The 17,383-nt window shown below is 58.6% G+C and carries 10 protein-coding genes and 8 pseudogenes; 11 read left to right on the forward strand and 7 right to left on the reverse strand.

The genetic code is table 11. The features are described from left to right. The first annotated feature begins 58 nt into the window (after window positions 1-58). Together purU and FXB41_RS04260 are read left to right on the forward strand one after the other, a co-directional pair. A complete protein-coding gene (purU, locus tag FXB41_RS04255; protein WP_376707480.1) occupies window positions 59-907 on the forward strand; it encodes a formyltetrahydrofolate deformylase in 849 nt (282 codons plus the stop codon). A 541-nt stretch (window positions 908-1,448) separates the two neighbouring features. Continuing rightward, a complete protein-coding gene (locus FXB41_RS04260; protein WP_219679963.1) occupies window positions 1,449-1,688 on the forward strand; it encodes an aminopeptidase P family N-terminal domain-containing protein in 240 nt (79 codons plus the stop codon). 495 nt (window positions 1,689-2,183) lie between these two features. On the opposite strand, the gene FXB41_RS04265 is transcribed toward FXB41_RS04260, so the two are convergent. From FXB41_RS04265 to FXB41_RS04280, 4 genes and pseudogenes are all read right to left on the reverse strand, one after another. Continuing rightward, the gene (locus FXB41_RS04265) at window positions 2,184-2,759 is read right to left on the reverse strand and encodes an anthranilate synthase component II (RefSeq protein ID WP_219679965.1); all 576 of its coding nucleotides are present in this window, start codon (window positions 2,757-2,759) and stop codon (window positions 2,184-2,186) included. Then, window positions 2,756-4,151, reverse strand: a pseudogene (gene pabB / locus FXB41_RS04270) (aminodeoxychorismate synthase component I). The gene FXB41_RS04265 and the pseudogene pabB overlap by 4 nt, the downstream one beginning before the upstream one ends. Before the next feature lie 116 nt (window positions 4,152-4,267). Next, window positions 4,268-4,627 (reverse strand): Dabb family protein, encoded by a 360-nt coding sequence (locus FXB41_RS04275; RefSeq protein ID WP_219679968.1) that lies wholly within the window; start codon window positions 4,625-4,627, stop codon window positions 4,268-4,270. A gap of 165 nt (window positions 4,628-4,792) precedes the next feature. Further along, a complete protein-coding gene (locus FXB41_RS04280; protein ID WP_219679971.1) occupies window positions 4,793-5,428 on the reverse strand; it encodes a GntR family transcriptional regulator in 636 nt (211 codons plus the stop codon). Window positions 5,429-5,643: 215 nt separating this feature from the next. Here FXB41_RS04280 and bioB point away from each other — a divergent pair, with 215 nt between their 5' ends. The 5 genes and pseudogenes from bioB (at window position 5,644) to FXB41_RS04305 (ending at window position 10,156) form a co-directional block, all read left to right on the forward strand. After that, entirely contained in the window at window positions 5,644-6,627 is a 984-nt protein-coding gene (gene bioB, locus FXB41_RS04285) for a biotin synthase BioB (RefSeq protein ID WP_376707481.1), read from the forward strand. A gap of 50 nt (window positions 6,628-6,677) precedes the next feature. Continuing rightward, entirely contained in the window at window positions 6,678-7,052 is a 375-nt protein-coding gene (panD, locus tag FXB41_RS04290; protein WP_219679977.1) for an aspartate 1-decarboxylase, read from the forward strand. Window positions 7,053-7,114: 62 nt separating this feature from the next. Next, window positions 7,115-8,262: pseudogene (locus FXB41_RS04295) on the forward strand (8-amino-7-oxononanoate synthase). Then, window positions 8,259-8,891 (forward strand): dethiobiotin synthase, encoded by a 633-nt coding sequence (bioD, locus tag FXB41_RS04300; RefSeq protein WP_219679980.1) that lies wholly within the window; start codon window positions 8,259-8,261, stop codon window positions 8,889-8,891. The pseudogene FXB41_RS04295 and the gene bioD overlap by 4 nt, the downstream one beginning before the upstream one ends. After that, window positions 8,888-10,156 (forward strand): adenosylmethionine--8-amino-7-oxononanoate transaminase, encoded by a 1,269-nt coding sequence (locus FXB41_RS04305; protein WP_219679985.1) that lies wholly within the window; start codon window positions 8,888-8,890, stop codon window positions 10,154-10,156. Before bioD ends, FXB41_RS04305 begins: the two co-directional genes overlap by 4 nt. On the opposite strand, the pseudogene FXB41_RS04310 reads toward FXB41_RS04305, so the two are convergent. Continuing rightward, a pseudogene (locus FXB41_RS04310) lies at window positions 10,145-11,258 on the reverse strand (IS630 family transposase). The gene FXB41_RS04305 and the pseudogene FXB41_RS04310 sit on opposite strands and share 12 nt — an antisense overlap. Before the next feature lie 1,316 nt (window positions 11,259-12,574). On the opposite strand from FXB41_RS04310, the pseudogene panB reads away from it, so the two are divergent. The 4 genes and pseudogenes from panB to FXB41_RS40475 all read left to right on the forward strand — a co-directional run bounded on the left by panB (window position 12,575) and on the right by FXB41_RS40475 (window position 15,756). Continuing rightward, window positions 12,575-13,448 (forward strand): annotated as a pseudogene (panB, locus tag FXB41_RS04315) (3-methyl-2-oxobutanoate hydroxymethyltransferase). A gap of 13 nt (window positions 13,449-13,461) precedes the next feature. Continuing rightward, window positions 13,462-13,673, forward strand: a pseudogene (locus tag FXB41_RS04320) (pantoate--beta-alanine ligase); the annotation flags it as partial. Further along, window positions 13,673-13,960 (forward strand): annotated as a pseudogene (locus FXB41_RS04325) (polysaccharide deacetylase family protein); the annotation flags it as partial. The pseudogenes FXB41_RS04320 and FXB41_RS04325, both read left to right, overlap by 1 nt. Before the next feature lie 1,223 nt (window positions 13,961-15,183). Continuing rightward, a complete protein-coding gene (locus FXB41_RS40475) occupies window positions 15,184-15,756 on the forward strand; it encodes a GNAT family N-acetyltransferase (RefSeq protein WP_246648591.1) in 573 nt (190 codons plus the stop codon). Here the strand turns inward: FXB41_RS40475 and FXB41_RS41895 are convergent. Together FXB41_RS41895 and FXB41_RS04335 are read right to left on the reverse strand one after the other, a co-directional pair. Then, window positions 15,728-15,826 (reverse strand): annotated as a pseudogene (locus FXB41_RS41895) (hypothetical protein); the annotation flags it as partial. The gene FXB41_RS40475 and the pseudogene FXB41_RS41895 sit on opposite strands and share 29 nt — an antisense overlap. A gap of 222 nt (window positions 15,827-16,048) precedes the next feature. Further along, window positions 16,049-17,225: pseudogene (locus tag FXB41_RS04335) on the reverse strand (diaminopropionate ammonia-lyase); the annotation flags it as partial. Window positions 17,226-17,383 lie beyond the last annotated feature (158 nt).

Here is a 17,383-nt window from a genome sequence, read left to right on the forward strand (position 1 = left end):
GCCTCGGCTTGATAAAGGGAGAGTCCGCCACCTGGCGGTGAGTGAGATGTCCAATTCCATGATTCTCGCCTTGTCTTGCCCCGATCGGCCCGGGATCGTCTCGGCGATTTCAGCGATCCTGTTCGAAGCCGGTTGCAATATCCTTGATGCCCAGCAATTCGATGATACCGAGACCAGCCGCTTTTTCATGCGCGTTGTGTTCGATCGCCTCGAGCACGCGAAATCGACGGCGGAGATAGCTGCAGCCATCGAGGAGCTGGCCCAGCGCCTCTCAATGAGATTTACGCTCCGACAGAGGACGGCAAGAAAACGCGTGATGTTGATGGTCTCCAAGTTTGATCATTGTCTTGCCGACTTGCTCTATCGTTGGCGCAATGGCGAGCTACCGATGGACGTGACGGCGATCGTCTCGAACCATGGCCGCGAGCACTTGGCCTCGAGCGACCTCGCCAAGCTGCCATTCCATCATTTTCCAGTCACCAAGCAGACCAAGATGGAGCAAGAGGATAAGATCTGGGAGCTGGTGCAGGAGACCAACACCGACCTGGTCGTCCTCGCGCGTTACATGCAGATTCTCTCGGATGGCTTCTCAGCCAAGCTGTCAGGGCGCTGCATTAACATTCATCACTCGTTCCTGCCCGGCTTCAAGGGAGCCAAGCCCTATCACCAGGCCCACGAGCGCGGCGTGAAATTGATCGGCGCGACGGCGCACTACGTGACCTCCGATCTCGACGAGGGGCCTATCATCGAGCAAGACGTTGAACGGATCTCGCATCGCGACACGCCGGACGATCTCGTCCGCAAGGGGCGCGACATAGAACGACGCGTACTAGCACGGGCCGTCCGTCATCACCTCGAGGACCGCGTGGTGCTCAATGGAAGGAAAACCGTTGTCTTCACCGGCTGAAACGAGCCTGGACAACAACCACGTCAAAGCAAGGTCGTGTTGGCCAGGAATTTCGCCCGTTCGATCGGCCCTCATCGGACGCGACGAACGATTGATGCCGCGCGGCAGTAAAGCGATCGGCCGGCTAGGCGTGCCGTGCGCACACACGTGCAGCCCTGGTCCGGGATTTCCTCTCCCGTTCTTTTCGGGGTGATCGAGATGCCACCTCTATGGGTCGACCCGTCGCTGGATAACGTTGAGCTCTCGCCGGCGGCTATTCATGGGTGGGCGTTCGTGGCAGCGCTCGTCAATCTCGCCTTTGTCTGCTTGGTGATATTTTTTTCCTGAGCACCTGCACTCAGGAGACCATGGCACAGGATTTCAGAACCGAAATGGCGAGAACTAGAACTCGAGCGCTCGGCCGATGGCGCGGACCGGGCGGGCGAAACCGGGCAAGCTTGCTCCGATTTTCGCCGCTTAAGTATCCATGATCTAGAACAAGTCGCTTCCGCGGCATGAAGCTGTATACATTTCGGATACCAAGCGGGAGGGGACAATCCGTGTGGCCTTGCATTTCGACGTGAGTGAATACGAGGGCCGCATCGTGAAATGCAGGAAGTCCATGGAGGCGAGGCGCCTCGACGGCATGCTGCTCTTCAAGCAAGAGAGCATGTACTACCTGACTGGCTTTGACCGGATCGGGTATCTCTCATTCCAGGTATTGTACCTCGACAGCAAAGGCGCGGTGTCGCTTCTCACCAGGGCTCCGGACGCTGTACTGGCGCGTCAACCGTCCCGATGATCCCGGACATCGATATCTGGACTGACCGGAAGGTGCACACGTGGCCTGGAAGTCACTACGGAAAGAGGTCTCTGATCCGCTTAACGGACTGAACCACGCGAACGACGATACCCATGCGGCCATACGATGAGAAATGCGGTCGCGCTTGGCGCGAGCTGTCGTTTGCTGAAACGAGCGTTGGAGAATTCGATGGAAGCTATCGAATACCTCCGCCTCACCCAAAAATTAGCCGCTGGAGATCCTGCATCCATTCAAGATAGCTGACGATGATCGCGGTCAACGTGGCTGGGAAGGCTGGCGACAGGCGCTCGCGGCCGAGCTTGCCAATCGCGAGAGCCGGTCGAGCCGGAAGGATTTTTGAAGGTCCGCGGCTTGGATGCCGTGGAGTTCGTCATCTCTGGCTGAAGTAGACGATCAATAAGCATCTCAGACTCGCAGAAGCGAACGATTAGCTTTCGTAACTTGAGTAGCCGCGCCTGCGATTCCTAATCTCCCTCAGGAGGTCTCTGAGAGTCGCAAGAAATTTGTAAGCAATATGTCCCCTTGTGGAGTAAGTATCGATTCCGGATGGAACTGCACGCCATAGGTCGGTTGATAGCGATGTGCGAGGGCCATGATCTCGCCTTCGTCCGAACGCGCCGTCACCCTGAGATGCGGCGCGCATGACTCGAGCTCAACAACAAGGGAATGGTAGCGTCCGGCGCAAAGCGGCGACGGGAGTTCTTTGAAGAGCCCTCGGCCCTCATGCGCTACGTACGAGGAGCGGCCGTGCATGGGGCGACGTGCACGCGCAATGCGTCCGCCGAAGACGCTCCCAATACACTGGTGTCCGAGGCAGATACCGAGAATTGGCACGCGACCCGAAAGTTCGCGGACGACGGCCGTAGATATTCCGGCCTCACTTGGGGTGCAGGGACCGGGGGAAATGACCACTGCGCGTGGCTTGAGGCCGGCAACATCGCTGACGCTGACCTCGTCGTTCCGGATCACTTCCGTTGCTTCGCCAAGCTTGCGGAAGTAGCGCGCAATGTTGAAGACGAAGGAGTCGTAGTTGTCGATGATGACAATCAAAATGCACCAGATATTTCAGCACGAAATGTGTCAAAGATTCGCTGCGCCTTGGCGAGCGTCTCTTCGTATTCGGCCTCTGGATCCGACATCGCCGTTACGCCGCTACCTGCACGAAACGAGGCTAGGCCGTCGTCGATCGTGACAGTGCGGATCGCGATATTCGTGTCCATGTGCCCGTTGAAGCTGATAAGGCCGATCGCCCCGCAATAGACGTCTCGCGCCGCCCCCTCGATTTCTGCGATAATTTCCATCGATCGCACCTTTGGCGCCCCTGTAATGGAGCCTCCGGGAAAACAAGCTCGAAGCAGGCTAACTGCGTCTTGGTCGTCTGCAAGTTCACCCGTAACGATCGATACGAGGTGGTGCACTGAGGCATAGGATTCGAGGCCACACAGCGCTGGAACGTCGATCGAATGTGGAGTGCAAACGCGCGACAGATCGTTGCGCATGAGGTCGACGATCATAGTATTCTCGGCACGGTCCTTTTCGGATGCGACTAGGATTTCAGCGCGGCGCTGGTCTTCCTTTGAATCAGCAGAACGCGCGATCGTGCCTTTGATGGGGCGCGTTTCGACCTGTCGTCCGTAAAGCCTGAGGAATCGTTCCGGCGAGCTCGATGCAATGGTGAGCTTGCCGTAGCGCAGGAGGGCTGCAAACGGTGCCGCGTTCAATGATCGCAGCTGGCAATAGAAGGCAAGAGGATCAAATGAGGTCGACAGGCGGGCGCTGAAGCGCTGCGCAATATTAGCCTGGAAGACCTCTCCAGCCAGAATCAAGTCGATGACGCGCTGTACCGCCGCAATGGAGCCCTCACGGCTGAAGTTCGAATGCCATGCCGCAGCTCCGCCGGGGGAGTCGTTCCCCGACGTCTTTGGGCCCGCAAGCAATGCTGCTGCAAACTCGTCGGCTCGACGGCGTGCGCGCTCGGCGCGACGTGCGGGATCCTGCTCCGGCCATCCGGTAGAAACGAGCCAGCATCTATCGTCACGGTGGTCGTAGCTGATGACCACGTCAGAAATGGAGGATGGATTGGGGCAAACGCTGACCGGGAAACGTCGGCGCCGACAATCGCTCCAGAGTCCTGTTCAGATCGTAAGCAAGGAAGCCGGCCGCGCCTCCCTGGAACGGCGGGAGATCAGGACGGTGCTCTTGCGGATACTTGGCGAGCAGGGTGCGAGGGACTTCCCATGGATCGCCCTCGAAAGCCCCTCCGTTGCAACTCGCTTGTCCGTCCGCGACGATGTAGGTGCTGAACGGGTCGCAGGTCAGATATGAGTAGCGCCCGAGCAACTCATGCCTTGCTGCGCTATCGAAAAACGTGAGGTGTGCTCGATGCGCGAGACATCGCATCGCTGTGACCGGCTCAATCCACTGCAGCTCGCGGACGTGCATGGGACTGTCAGTCACCGACGACTGGCGTGTTGTGAGGCGTGCTCCGATTGTGACCCCGACTCCAACGAAAGCGACGCTCGTCGGGGACCCGCAAGCTCTTGAGATCGATTGTCAGGTTAACCCCGCCAGTGGACACAGTGCCGCCTAGTAACTTGGCTCTTCGCTGCCGTTGAGGCCAAACGCGCATCTGTTGATACATTATAGTCCGCCGCGAACCGTAGCTCCCGGAGCGGTCGCACGCGCCTGATCGATTCTTGGTACAGATCATGCGCCTTGTAAGCTGCGAGTTCCGTCTCGTTGTCGAACTCACCATAGACCACAACGTCGACATCGTTGCCGAGCTGGTCGACCTTGCGATTGCGAGCGACCTCGAGCCGGAGTGCATGTGGGATTGTGGTGAGTACCGATAGGCCTTCGATGATCTGGTCGATATGGACCTTATCCTTGGGGGTGAACAAGACGATGTGACGAATCATGGGTGACCGTTGGGTGATATCGGAAGTACGTCGCATAACTATCTTGGCATCGACCCCGCTGCAACTCTATCGCCGGTCGCTGTGTCGCTCGGCAAGACGGTCGGTGGTTTGGCATCTTGCGATCGCCTGCGGTTTTCAACGAAGCTCATCAGATCTTATTTCTGCTCAGGAAGCGGAAAGGGCAAGGCGCTCAATCGTTTGAATGTGGCGTGCGAGCAGGTTACAGGCTTGATCGACCCTGCGCGCTCGCAGTGCCTGCAGAATCAGGCGGTGATCCTGGTTGGACCGTGGTCGCCAGCCGACACTTCGCGCCATCGCGAACATCAATCGTGAATTTTCAATTTGTAGTCCGTCAAGGCTCGCTAGCAGGCGCGGCATCGCGCAGGGCGCCACCAGCGCCTGGTGAAAGCGGCGGTTCGCCGTCTCAAACTCCTGAATGGTCTGGGCATTGTCTGCTTCAATCAGGGCGAGCTCGATCCGTGCCAAATGGGTGGATGTGAGTATTGGAGCGGCATTGCGCAACGCGACCACCTCGAGCGCAGCACGCATCTCGGCGATCTCCTTCAGTAAATTAGTGTCGAGCGGGGCTACCCGCACACCGCGACGGGGCACAGCGACGACAAGATGTCGGGCCTCCAGTTGCCGAAAAGCCTCGCGCACCGGAACGTGGCTGGAATTGAATTCCCGCGCGACAAGATCCTGCCGGAGCGGGACGTCTGGCTGCAGCGCGCCGCTGATGATGCGCTCACCGAGTGACTCCGCGATGCGCGCCGCAATCGTCGTGTTCTCGTCAGTCATCATAGATTATTTATCATTGCTTCTCCGTCGATGGTCGACATAAGGCCGACTGGCTTTGCAGAATTTCTGCAATCCCTGCAGACTTTCGCGGTCTTTGAGCGTCGGCATACGGTTATGTTTGATGTTGGAAGGCAAAGAAGGCAGGAACGGGCGGCCACATAATAGATAATCGCCAAGATTATCTATTATAAGGAAGGGCGAGACTTATGGTTGCTGCCATGGGAATGGAACGGAATGACGAGGGCAACAGAGCGCCGGTCCGCCATGTCTGGCAGCGCGCCGAGACCGAAGCACTCTATGGGCTGCGGTTTGCCGACCTGATGTTGCAGGCGCAGAGCGTTCATCGCAAGAACTTCGATCCAAACCGCGTCGAAACAGCAAGCCTGCTCAGCATCAAGACCGGTGGCTGTCCGGAAGACTGCGGCTATTGCTCGCAGAGCGCGCACTACGACACCGGTCTGAAAGCCACCCGCTTGATGGATCGCGCCGAAGTGGTCGCCATCGCCCAATCCGCCAAGGACGCTGGCGCGACGCGCTTCTGCATGGCTGCGGCCTGGCGCAGTCCGAAAGACCGCGATCTCGATCAAGTCTGCGAGAGGGTTAGCGCGATTAAAGGTCTCGGCATGGAAACCTGCGTCACGCTCGGGATGCTGACGTCGAAGCAGGCCGCACGGCTGTCCGAGGCTGGGCTCGACTTTTACAATCACAATGTCGACACCTCGCCGGAGTTCTACGGCAAGATCATCACCACCCGCACCTTGCAGGATCGCATCGACACACTTGCGCGTGTGCGCGAGGCCGGCATCAAGGTCTGCTGCGGAGGCATTATCGGTATGGGCGAGTTCCTCGAGGACCGGCTCGGCATGCTCGTGCTGCTCGCCAATCTCCGTAAGCATCCGGAAAGCGTGCCGATCAACCTGTGGAACGAGGTCAAGGGCGTGCCAGTCAATGAAACCGCGGAGCGTCCCGATTCGATCGCGCTGGTGCGCCTGGTTGCGACCGCCCGAATCATGATGCCGAAGAGCGTGGTGCGGTTGGCCGCCGGACGGCACAATATGACGGATGAACTGCAGGCGCTGTGCTTTTTGGCCGGCGCGAATTCGATCTTTATCGGCGACGTGCTTTTGACCACCAAAAACCCGCAGCGCGACCGCGACGTGAATTTGTTGGACCGGCTCGGCATCACGTCCGGTCTTGCCTGAGTGAAACAGCCAACGAACACGCTGTGTGCAAACTCCAGCGTAGGCGATAAATGCAAATTACCCTGATGAAAGGCAAAATCCTTCGCGCCTCGGTGACTGAAGCCGATCTGCACAGTGATGGCTCGATTTCGATTGATCGTGGGCTGCTGGACGCGGCAGGATTCCTGATCAACGAGCGCGTCGAGATCTACAACATCGAAACCGGAGCGTGCTTCAGCACCTATGTGATCGAAGCGCCCCGGGCGTCGGGCACCATCGACTTGAACGGCGCGGCTGCGCGACTCGCGATGCCCGGCGATAAAATTATGATCGTTGCATATGCCTCCTTTGATGAGGCGGAAGCAAAAGCGTTCAGTCCGAGCGTTGTGATAGTTGATCGGGAAAATCGCATCTTGTCAGGTTTTAAGCCAAGAGGCCGATGCTGAAGCTTGTGCTCCTCCTACCATCAGAACCATCGCGAGATCGACCGCTACTGTGCGAGTGAAGAATGTATTCAATCCACGGGGTCAAAGTTGGCGACTACGTCGCTGCCTTGCATACTCTGAAGGAAGACAACCGACTGCGTGGCCTCGAGCCGCGCGCAGGGATCGATTTCGCATCGAACGATTATCTGGCGCTGGCGAGCGCGCCGCGCATGAAAAAGGCTGTTTACGCCGCGCTCGAAGCCGGCACACCGATCGGAGCCGGCGGGTCGCGGCTTTTGCGCGGCAATTGCGACGAACACGAAACTCTCGAAACAGAAGCGGCTCAGTTCTTTGGGGCTGAGACGGCACTTTTCTTTGGCGGCGGCTATGTCGCAAATTTTGCCGTCCTCACAACGCTGCCGCAGCGGGGCGATTTGCTTGTTCTCGACTCTCTCGTGCACGCGAGTATTCATGAAGGCGTGCGGGCAGGCCGGGCCGACTTTCGGATAAGCGCCCACAACGACCCCGAGTCGGTCGCAAATACAATTCGAGACTGGCGGGCCGGCGGCGGAACGGGTCGGGTCTGGATCGTGGCCGAAAGTCTCTACAGCATGGATGGCGATTTCGCACCGCTCGAAGGTCTGGTCGCGCTCGCGGACAGGTACGACGCGTTCCTGATGGTGGATGAGGCTCATGCCACAGGCGTTTACGGCGAGCAGGGACGAGGGCTCACCGCGGCCTATGAGGGACGCGAAAATCTCCTGGTCGTTCATACCTGCGGCAAGGCGCTGGGCGCTGCCGGGGCGCTCGTCACTGCCACACGCGCGCTGCGCGACTTCTTGGTCAATCGCTGTCGTCCGTTCATTTCGCCACCGCGCCGTCACCCTTGATGGCCGTGCGGGAGGCACTCTTAATCCTGCAACATGAACCTGAGCGACAGCAGCGTCTGGCCAAGCTGGTCGCGTTTACGCATCGGGAGATGGGTTTGCGCGGTTGGCGAAGTTCTTCGGTCTCGCAGATCGTGCCGTACATCGTTTGCGACAATGCGCGTGCGATGCGGCTCGCCTCCGCACTGCAGGCTCGCGGCTTCGATATCCGCGGAATCCGGCCGCCAACCGTGCCGGCGGGCACGGCCCGTTTGCGAATTTCACTGACGCTTAACGTTGGGGAGGATGACGTGCGTGCAATGCTCGATATTCTGTTCGAGGAGACCAGAGGTGAAGCGCGATGAGGCAGCAGATCGTGGTCACAGGCACAGATACCGGAATCGGGAAGACGGTGTTTTCCGCGGGGCTCGCCGATCTCCTCGGCGCGAACTATTGGAAACCGATACAGGCCGGCCTTGAAGGCGAGACTGATGCCGAGCTCGTAGCTCGGCTGGGCAGTCTCTCGCCCGATCGCATCATGCCGGAGCTTTACCGACTTCGAACCCCCGTCTCGCCCCATCATTCCGCTGAAATTGACGGAGTTCGGATCGAGCCAGATTCGCTCAATGTGCCAGACACCGGGGACCGACCGTTGGTGATTGAGGGCGCTGGCGGACTGATGGTGCCGCTGAGGGGCGATACACTCTACATTGATGTCTTCGAGCGATGGCGGCTCCCGGTCGTGCTTTGCGCGAGCACGTCACTGGGCACCATCAATCATTCGCTGCTGTCGATAGAGGCTCTGCGAAAGCGCCAGATCCCTATTCTTGGCATTGCCTTCATTGGGGAACAAAATGCTGAGACCCAGATCGCAATTCGGGAGATTGGGCGGGCGCGTTGGTTAGGGCGATTGCCCTGGCTGTCGCCCCTCGCAGCAGACACGCTGCAGGCCGCCTTTAAAAGCTCGTTCCGTGCCGATCAATTCAAGCAATGAGGACGAATCCGAAGTCGCCGATCTGGCATCCGTTCACACAACACGCGCTCCAAGAGGAGATGACAAAAGTTATGCGGGGAGAGGGCGCCTATCTCCACACCGCCGATGGTCGTCGAATTATCGATGCTATATCATCTTGGTGGGTGGTGACCCACGGCCATTGCCATCCACATATCGTGAGCGCCATCCAGGAACAGGCAGGCAAGCTCAACCAGATCATCTTCGCAGGCTACACCCACGAACCGGCTGAGGAGATTACTGCGCAACTCTTGAAGCTGGCGCCCAATGGCCTCGAGCATGTCTTCTTCTCGGACAGTGGCTTGGCCAGCGTGGAAGTGGCGCTAAAAATGGCAGTCGGCTACTGGCACAACATCGGCAAACAGCGAAGATGCATTGTCGTGATGCAACATTCCTACCACGGGGACACAATTGGTGCGATGTCGGTCGGTGCCCGAGGGGTGTTCAACGCGCCATACGCTCCCCTTCTGTTCGACGTGACCTCAATCCCATTTCCTGCGAGCGGTCGTGAGCAGGCGACGCTCGACGCGCTGGAGTCGGCTTGTCGAAACGAAATGCCAGCCGCTTTTATCGTGGAGCCGCTGGTTTTGGGGGCAGGTGGGATGCTGATATACCCGACGTGGGTGCTAAGAGAGATGAAGCGGATCTGCGAGGCCTCTGATGTCCTGTTCATTGCCGACGAGGTCATGACGGGCTGGGGCCGCACCGGAACACTATTCGCCTGCGAGCAAGCGAATGTCACTCCCGATATCGCCTGCTACTCGAAGGGCCTCACGGGAGGGGCGCTTCCACTCGCGGTGACACTCTGTCGGGCCGATATTTTCGACGCGCACTATTCGAAAGATCGGACACGTACGTTCTTTCATTCGAGTTCATATACGGCAAATCCAGTGGCCTGCGCCGCCGCAAAGGCCAACCTGGATCTCTGGCAAGATCCGGAATCTCGCCAACGCCTAGCGTCGGTCGCGGCGATGCAAGAGCAGGCAATTGAGTCATTCCGCGCCGACCCGCGCTTTGCAAACGTCCGTCGTACCGGCACGATCACAGCGCTCGATCTGAAAACGGAGGATGCAGGCTATCTCGCGGGGGTCGGCCCGAAGCTTCAGGCGTTCTTCAAAGATCGAAATCTGCTGCTGCGCCCGCTCGGCAATACGATCTATGTAATGCCACCATACTGCGTCACGAGGGCAGATCTTGATGAAATCGACCTCGGCATCACAGATGCCGCCGATGCGCTAGTGTCCTGAACCAGAAGTTCGCGATATCGGATCGTGTTCTGCCGGGGCATTGTACCGGCAGAAGCGTTCGATGGAAGCAAGGATGTCATCGGCGGACTTGGTCCATCGGAACGGTTTGGGATCGGCATTGTGTCGGTCGATGAACGAAGTGATGTCAGCTCTGAGGGCGGCGACGCTGCGATAGACGCCGCGCCTGATCTTCTTATCGGTGAGGAGCGCGAAGAAACGCTCGACCTGGTTGAGCCATGACGAACTGGTCGGGGTGCACGTGCCAACGTGGACGTTTAGCCAGCCATTTTCGGATCAAGGGGGTCTTGTGCGTGGCGTAATTGTCCATGACGAGATGGACGTCGAGTTCACGCGGCACTGAGGCCTCGATCTCGTCGAGGAACTTGCGGGACTCGGCAGCTCGGTGGCGTCCGTAGCACTTGCCGATGACGCGTCCGGTCGCAATGTCGAGGGCGGCGAACGCGATGTGGTGCCGTGCCTCGTGTAGTCATGGCTCCTTCGGGCCGGCTGGCCTGGACGCATCGGCAGCATCGGCTGGCTGCGGTCCAGCGCCTGGATTTGGGATTTCTCATCCACACATAGAACGATAGCGTGCTCCGGTGGCGAGACGTAGAGGCCGACGACGTCGCGCACTTTGGCCACGAAGTTTGGATCGGTCGAGAGCTTGAACGTCTCCATCCGGTGCGGTTGGAGCCCGAAGGCCCGCCAGACGCGTTGCACCGTCGACACCGACAGGCCACGGGCCTTCGCCATGTCGCGGGAGCTCCAATAGGTGGCGTTCTCGGGGCAACTCTCCAACGTCCTCACGATCACAGCTTCGATGCGGGCATCGTCGATCGTGCGCGGCGCCCCGGAGCGCGGCTCGTCATGCAGCCCGTCCATGCGTCGCTCCACAAAAACGCCGCCGCCACTTGCCTACCGTCGACCGGTCCAGGCCCAGATTGGTCGCAACTTCCTTGTTCTGACCGCCTTCCGCGCAGGTCAGCACGATCCGGGCTCTCAGAGCCAGCGCCTGCGCCGTCTTCCGCCGCATCGTCAGCGACTTCAGTTCGGCACGCTCTTCATCGCTCAATGTCAGGGGCGCAAGTTGCTGGACCGCCATCAGATCCTCCGTCGCTGCTGCAGCCTCCATCCTTGGCACGGCGACGCGAATCTACTGCGAATCTACGATTGCGAACTTGTGACTCGGGACACTAGCTTAAGGTGGTCTTGCCGCGTTTAGCGAGCGGCAACCCAAGGTTCGACCGCCGGGATTACCACCCTTTGACGCGTAAAGGCAAAGAGGGTGGTTCTGATAACTCCAGACGAGTTGCTGTACGCATCCCATCGTCGCCGGCTGAATTCCGTCGAGGAAAGCCGTTGGCACGCGGGATTTAAGCGTCAACGCGTAACTCATTGCATAAATCAAGATCGAAATATCGTTAGATTAGGCAATCAACACTTGGCTGGCGAAGCACGCCGATGGAGCGTGTCGCTTCGCCAAGGAGGCGCAATTCAGAGCTCAAACTCTTGCGCCCGGTGTCCGTACAAGCCGCGAGACTAGGCATCGCCCGCGCTGCACTTCACGTGCGGGCGTGGTGTTGCAGCGAAGGAAAGGGGGGCTATCCACGTAATCCAGACAGGAGGCGAGAAATGCGCAACAGTTCTCATGGTTCGCACCACAGTTCAGTAAAGTGCTGCACGGTATGCGGCGGAAGGTTCGGGTTGATCCGCTACTACTGCTGGCGTACGGCCCTTTGCTCCAAGAAATGCGTCGACCGCTTCAAGGCGCGGCGGGAGGCCGACCATCAATGGTTCCGCTGGTCGCGAGCGGCTTAGTACATGGCTTAATGGGCCACGCTATGAAATTTATACTCGTGAATCAAAGGACCCCGCGCGGCGACAGAACCTGCACCGAATGTTATCGGTCCTTAGGTCCGGGTTACGTGCGAGAGGTGGTAACGCGGAGAGGATATTGCAACTACGATTGCTACCGACGCTGCCATTCAATGGACATCGCCTTCCCGTACCTTACAGCGCGTGCCGATTCTAATTCCGACACGAAAGATCTCGTTCCTCTTGGGCTCGCAGCCTTGCTGAGTGCGGCTTCGTGCTGGTTTAAGATTGGGGCGGCCTCGATGTCATGGATCAACACAGCAGCGCATGCCCACGAGCCGTCCACGGCCGAGGGACCTCCCTCGGGTTAAGCTGGGCTGAGTCGCGCGGTGTGCGTCAGCGTGACCCAAAGCCGCTCCGCATGAGGAAAGAACGGCTGAGAAGTTCTTATTTGATGATCGCGCGGTCATTGGAGGTTTTGATGCGTCCGTCCATGACCCTGGAGAGGTAATTGCCTTTTTTTCGTCTCCCGATTGACAGCTTCCTTTCGCCTCCCCCAGGAAGCGCCGACTCCCGAGCATGCGGGGTGGATCGGGATCTAAGATGAGCCACATTTCAGAGCCGCCTGTTGAACGCGTCACGATTCCGGTCCTGCAGCGATGGAAGGAGGAGGGGCGTCGTATCGCGAGATGACCACCGCTTACGACGCTGTTACAGCACGCATCGCCGATCCGATCGTAGATGTCATCCTTGTCGGGGATAGCGTCGGCAACGTCTGTCTTGGATTCGATGATACGTTGCCGGTGAGCATGGCCATGATGAACCATCACCTCGAAGCCGTTGTACGCACAAAGCCTCGTGCCTTGCTCGTGGCTGATATGCCCTTTCTTAGCTTCCATCTCAGTCCAGCGGAGACGATACCAATGCCGGAGGTTTTCTGCAGCGAGGCGCCGACGCTGTCAAACTCGAGGGGGGTGCCAAGCGTATCGAAATAGTGCGTGCCCTGATCGATTGCGAGATTCCCGTGATGGGCCACCTCGGCCTCACCCCTCAGAGCGTCAATGTCATGGGTGGGTTCAAGGTGCAGGGCCAGAAAGCCGATGATGCCTTGCACCTGCTCGATGACGCCCACCGTCTACAGGAGGCCGGATGCTTCGCTCTCGTCCTGGAGGGTATTCCGGCTGAGCTCGCGGCCCGAGCGACGGAATCCCTGAGGGTACCGACCATTGGAATCGGTGCGGGTCCAGACTGCTCAGGCCAAGTGCTCGTCTTTCACGATGTGCTGGGATTGACTCAAGGTCATCGCCCCAAATTCGTTCGAGCCTATGCCAATGGTTTGCAGTTGTTACAGGAGGCCCTTTCGCGTTGGGCAGTCGATGTCCGCAACGGTGCATTCCCGACATCGCAAGAGTCCTATCGGCTTCCCGAAGGCCTTCGCGACACGGTGACGAACTGGACACCCTCCAATCCAACCTAATGTAAAGCACAACATGCAAACGATCACGACGGTCGCAGAGCTTCGTCGCGCGCTCGCAGAGGTTCGCAGCGCGATAAACGCGTCGGACTTGTACCGACGATGGGCTATCTACACGGCGGCCATCTGGCACTGGTCGCGGCCAGCCGGACGCAATGCGACGTCGCCGTAGTTAGCATTTTCGTCAATCCCACTCAGTTCGGGCCCAATGAGGATCTCAGCACCTATTCGACGCGACCCCTAAGACGCTCGAGCTACTCCAGTCTCGGGGCATGGTCGTGTTCGGAGCGGACCTGTGGGCCAGCTACTGGGAGGAAATGACGCCTGACCGGGAGCTGAAGCTCATCACCAACCAGCTCAATGCCGAGGGCAAGGGGATCATTCTGTTTCACGACGCCAAGGCACATACCGCCGCGATGATGCCCGCCTTCCTACGGTACCTGCACGACAACGGCTATCACGTCGTTCACATCGTTCCGACCCCAGCGCTGCAGAGGAGTGCCGATACGCATTGATGGCGGAATGTCACGGCGGCGCGAGTGGAGCTCCGGAATCCACCAAGCCGTCGTTCATGCGAGCCGGTGCAAGGATGAAGGCGGAATCGCGCCTGAGCCGTTTCGGGCAGGTAGGAACCGCAACAGTGACGTAGGTCACTTCAGACGTTTGCCTCATCGTTGCCGTTTACGCGCCGGAAGGACTGGCAGGGGACGCCTAGCCGCTCGGTATCTTGTCGTGCAGTACCTCCTGATTTTGGAATGGAGAAGCCCAGCGCTTGTGACCCAAGCTATCTTCCGCTGAAATGCCGCGACCGTCTCACGCTGTAACGCGTGTCCGCAAGCACTAGAAGAGGTCGTCCAAACAAACAGATCGTAAAGTGATGCAAGTGAACGCCAAAAACGATCTCGCGCGGCACGGCCCGACGATGCTACGGCAATGCCATGCCAGGGCCGTGAAACCGGCTCACCAGGTCGGGACATTGTCTATTCGGAGAACACGAGAGAAGCCGACCTCAATCGCGCGCTCAACGACCAAGTTGCACGCGTTCGTCGGACGTCCGTGATGTTCTTGATCGCGCGGTAACAACTGGCGCGTCCGATGAGAGATTATAGAATCTGATTATCTAAACACTACCAAAAACAGTGTGCCTTGGACTCGCGCGTTCCACGATTCTCTGAGAGCATTGATCTCAGGCGATGAAGCCGGTCAGGGACGCTCATGATGCCCACCAACATCTTCGATAAGGTGAGTAGTTCAGTTATTACCGCGGCCCGATGAGCGTTCCTTCTGCGACGCGCACGGCCATTGGGAAGGGACCGTCGAATGTGATTGCTCGGGACTGGATCCGGCAAATCGCTGGTCGGCCTGCCGCTCGAACTTTCTACGAGGGGGAGAGTCGATCCAAATCCGTGAGTCTTTCCGCAAGCGGTCAGCCTCGCTCCTGTAACGTCCGAGCATGAACACGATGTCCCCGATGTGGGGCGACACGCAAGTCCAAAGAAGAAGAGACTGCTCCGTGCGACCGTCACGATGTTCGGCAAGTTATCTTTCGATTTTCCGAGACATTTTTAGCTTAGCTAGGAGCGACACAAAGACGCTATCACCTCGGTGTGAACTAAGACGTCATCTGACCTTCAACCGTGCGGCATATCTGTTTGGATCGGGTGCTGCGGCAGCTTCCTGCCCCGATGCTGCCGCTGGACCACGTCGTAAGTTGGTTAAACTTGGAAGAGGATATGAGATGGTGACCACGCGTGAAGTCTCTATCGATGACGCCACAACGGTGACTCACATGGTTGCTGCCCTACTTGCCGAACTTGAGGGCGGACAAAAGCAGGGCGGACTAGATACCCAGCTTGTTGTCGACCTCCTGGCCATGAAAGAGCGCGTCCATGGGTTTCTGGCCTTCACGGAGGCAGGCCCGGTCGGCCTCATTATGATGTCGGAAAGCGCTGCCCTTTTTGCGGGCGGAACCTACGGTATTATCACCGAACTCTACGTGGTGCCGGATCAGCGATCGTCTGGAGTCGCGATGCGTCTCATTGAGGCTGCGGTGGGCCTGGGGACGGTAAAAGGCTGGGGCCAGCTCGAAGTGGGGGTCCCGAGGCAACCCATGTGGAGCCGTAACCCCAACTCAGCATTGTACCTAAAGGCTGGTTTTGCAGAGATCGGCCCACGCCTCAAGTTGCCGTTACACGGCTTAGCTAGTCAACGCGCGAAACGCAATGCTGAGAGGAGATCGCGGTTAGATCCTCGGCGGCAACGCGCACTAAGCCGCAGTATCCCGGAATCGTCCTCTGCGAGGTTTGCGTGAGCGTCGATTTGCCAGCGCCCGATCGACCCGCGATGAAGTTTGTAGTGCCGGGTTTGAGTCCAGCCGACAAATCAGAGAGCAGCGGCGCATCTCAAACCCCTCATTCTGAGTCAGCCAATCCGCGTGCCCAGCTCGAAGGTTCATGAACCCCTGCGCCGCTTAGGGGGCGGTCCAATGAGCCTTCTGTAAGGGCGGAACGCTGGCCAGTCTTCCAGGGCGTACGGATGGGACGGCTTACCAAAGGCTCACGAGCCCGCCCATCCGTTGACCTGTTCTTGACCGGTTTGATATTCTTCGCGGTCACTTGTGTTGGCGTCGCACCGACGAGCTGTTCGTACAGGAGAGGATCTGTCGCGCCCTCGGTGTAGATCAGGGACACCCGTGCATTGGGTCCAAGACCGATCTTACCACGCAAGATCGGGTCAGAAGCAGCCTTCAGTAGGGCTGCAAGACCAACACCACCACTTTCGTTGGCAACGACAGCGGGAATCGCCGTGCTTCGAATTTGCCAAACGTTTCATCGCGCTGATTGCGTCCTCGTAGTCGACAGTATAAAAGTATCCGCTGTGCGCGAAAGGATGCGCCAAGCGACGAGCGAAGGCTTGTAGCATTCGAGCATCGCCATCACGGTCGATTGCCCATGATCTACCTTGACGGGATGCCTGGCCCGCGCGCTTTCGAACAGGCATGCTGCCCGCGAGGGATCGACAACTGTCAAGAACGGGCGGTCGTTGACCAACAGAATTGATAGATGTCCAGCAACGGCTGCGGCGATTCCACCGACGCCTGCCTGGATGAAGACGTGTGTTGGCGGCTCCGGCAACTGGCGTAGGGCTTCGCTCACAAGGGCGGTATATCCCTGATTACAAATCGCGGGATCCGCTTATAGCCAGCCCAGGACGTGTCAGACACCGTGATCCAACCCTCTTGAGCCGCAACTCGCGATGCCTCGACGACGGAATCGTCATAGTTGCCGTAGACGCGGATGATCTGCGCACCAAAGCCGGCGATGCGCTCGTTGCTCACGTCTGAATGAACGAAGATGGCGCATTTTGCACCAACGAGCTGGTGCACCTTGAGCAACTGATCTGCCATGGTTGCCATCCGTAGCGCAAGAGACCGTCATACCTCGTGCCACGGTCTTTACTTCAGGTGTGTGCAGCTCCGACGCGTCAACATCGCGACCGAGCTGCCGAGTTGCTTCCTCGAGCGCCAGACGGATCACTGCACAGGAACCGCCCAAGGCTTTGTAACTCCCAAGGCCGAGACGTTGGCCTTCGTCTTTAGATGGATCGGACCCACTCTCATCTCGCGGGCAAGGCCCGGCAAAGAAATAAGAGGGGTTTCCTTGTGACCAACGCGATGCTTGAGAAACCGCCCGGCCTCGCGAGCGGCTTCGACGCTCAACGTATCGGCGTCCGAGGCATCGAGGGCGTGCGGTGGTCGATGTGTTGATTGAGGAGAAACATGGTTTGGCTTTCTTGCCTCGTCGGGAGCGCTTTGCGCGGGAATACTATTTACGAAAATAAAGTCCCGCATTCTGGAATCATTTTGTGCAAGATTCGCTCATCCGAGGGCCCCCTTAATCAACTTAGATCGCTCGAGCCGAAAGTCGCAAACGATGCGG

This window comes from Bradyrhizobium canariense, assembly GCF_019402665.1.
Taxonomy (GTDB): Bacteria; Pseudomonadota; Alphaproteobacteria; order Rhizobiales; family Xanthobacteraceae; genus Bradyrhizobium; species Bradyrhizobium canariense.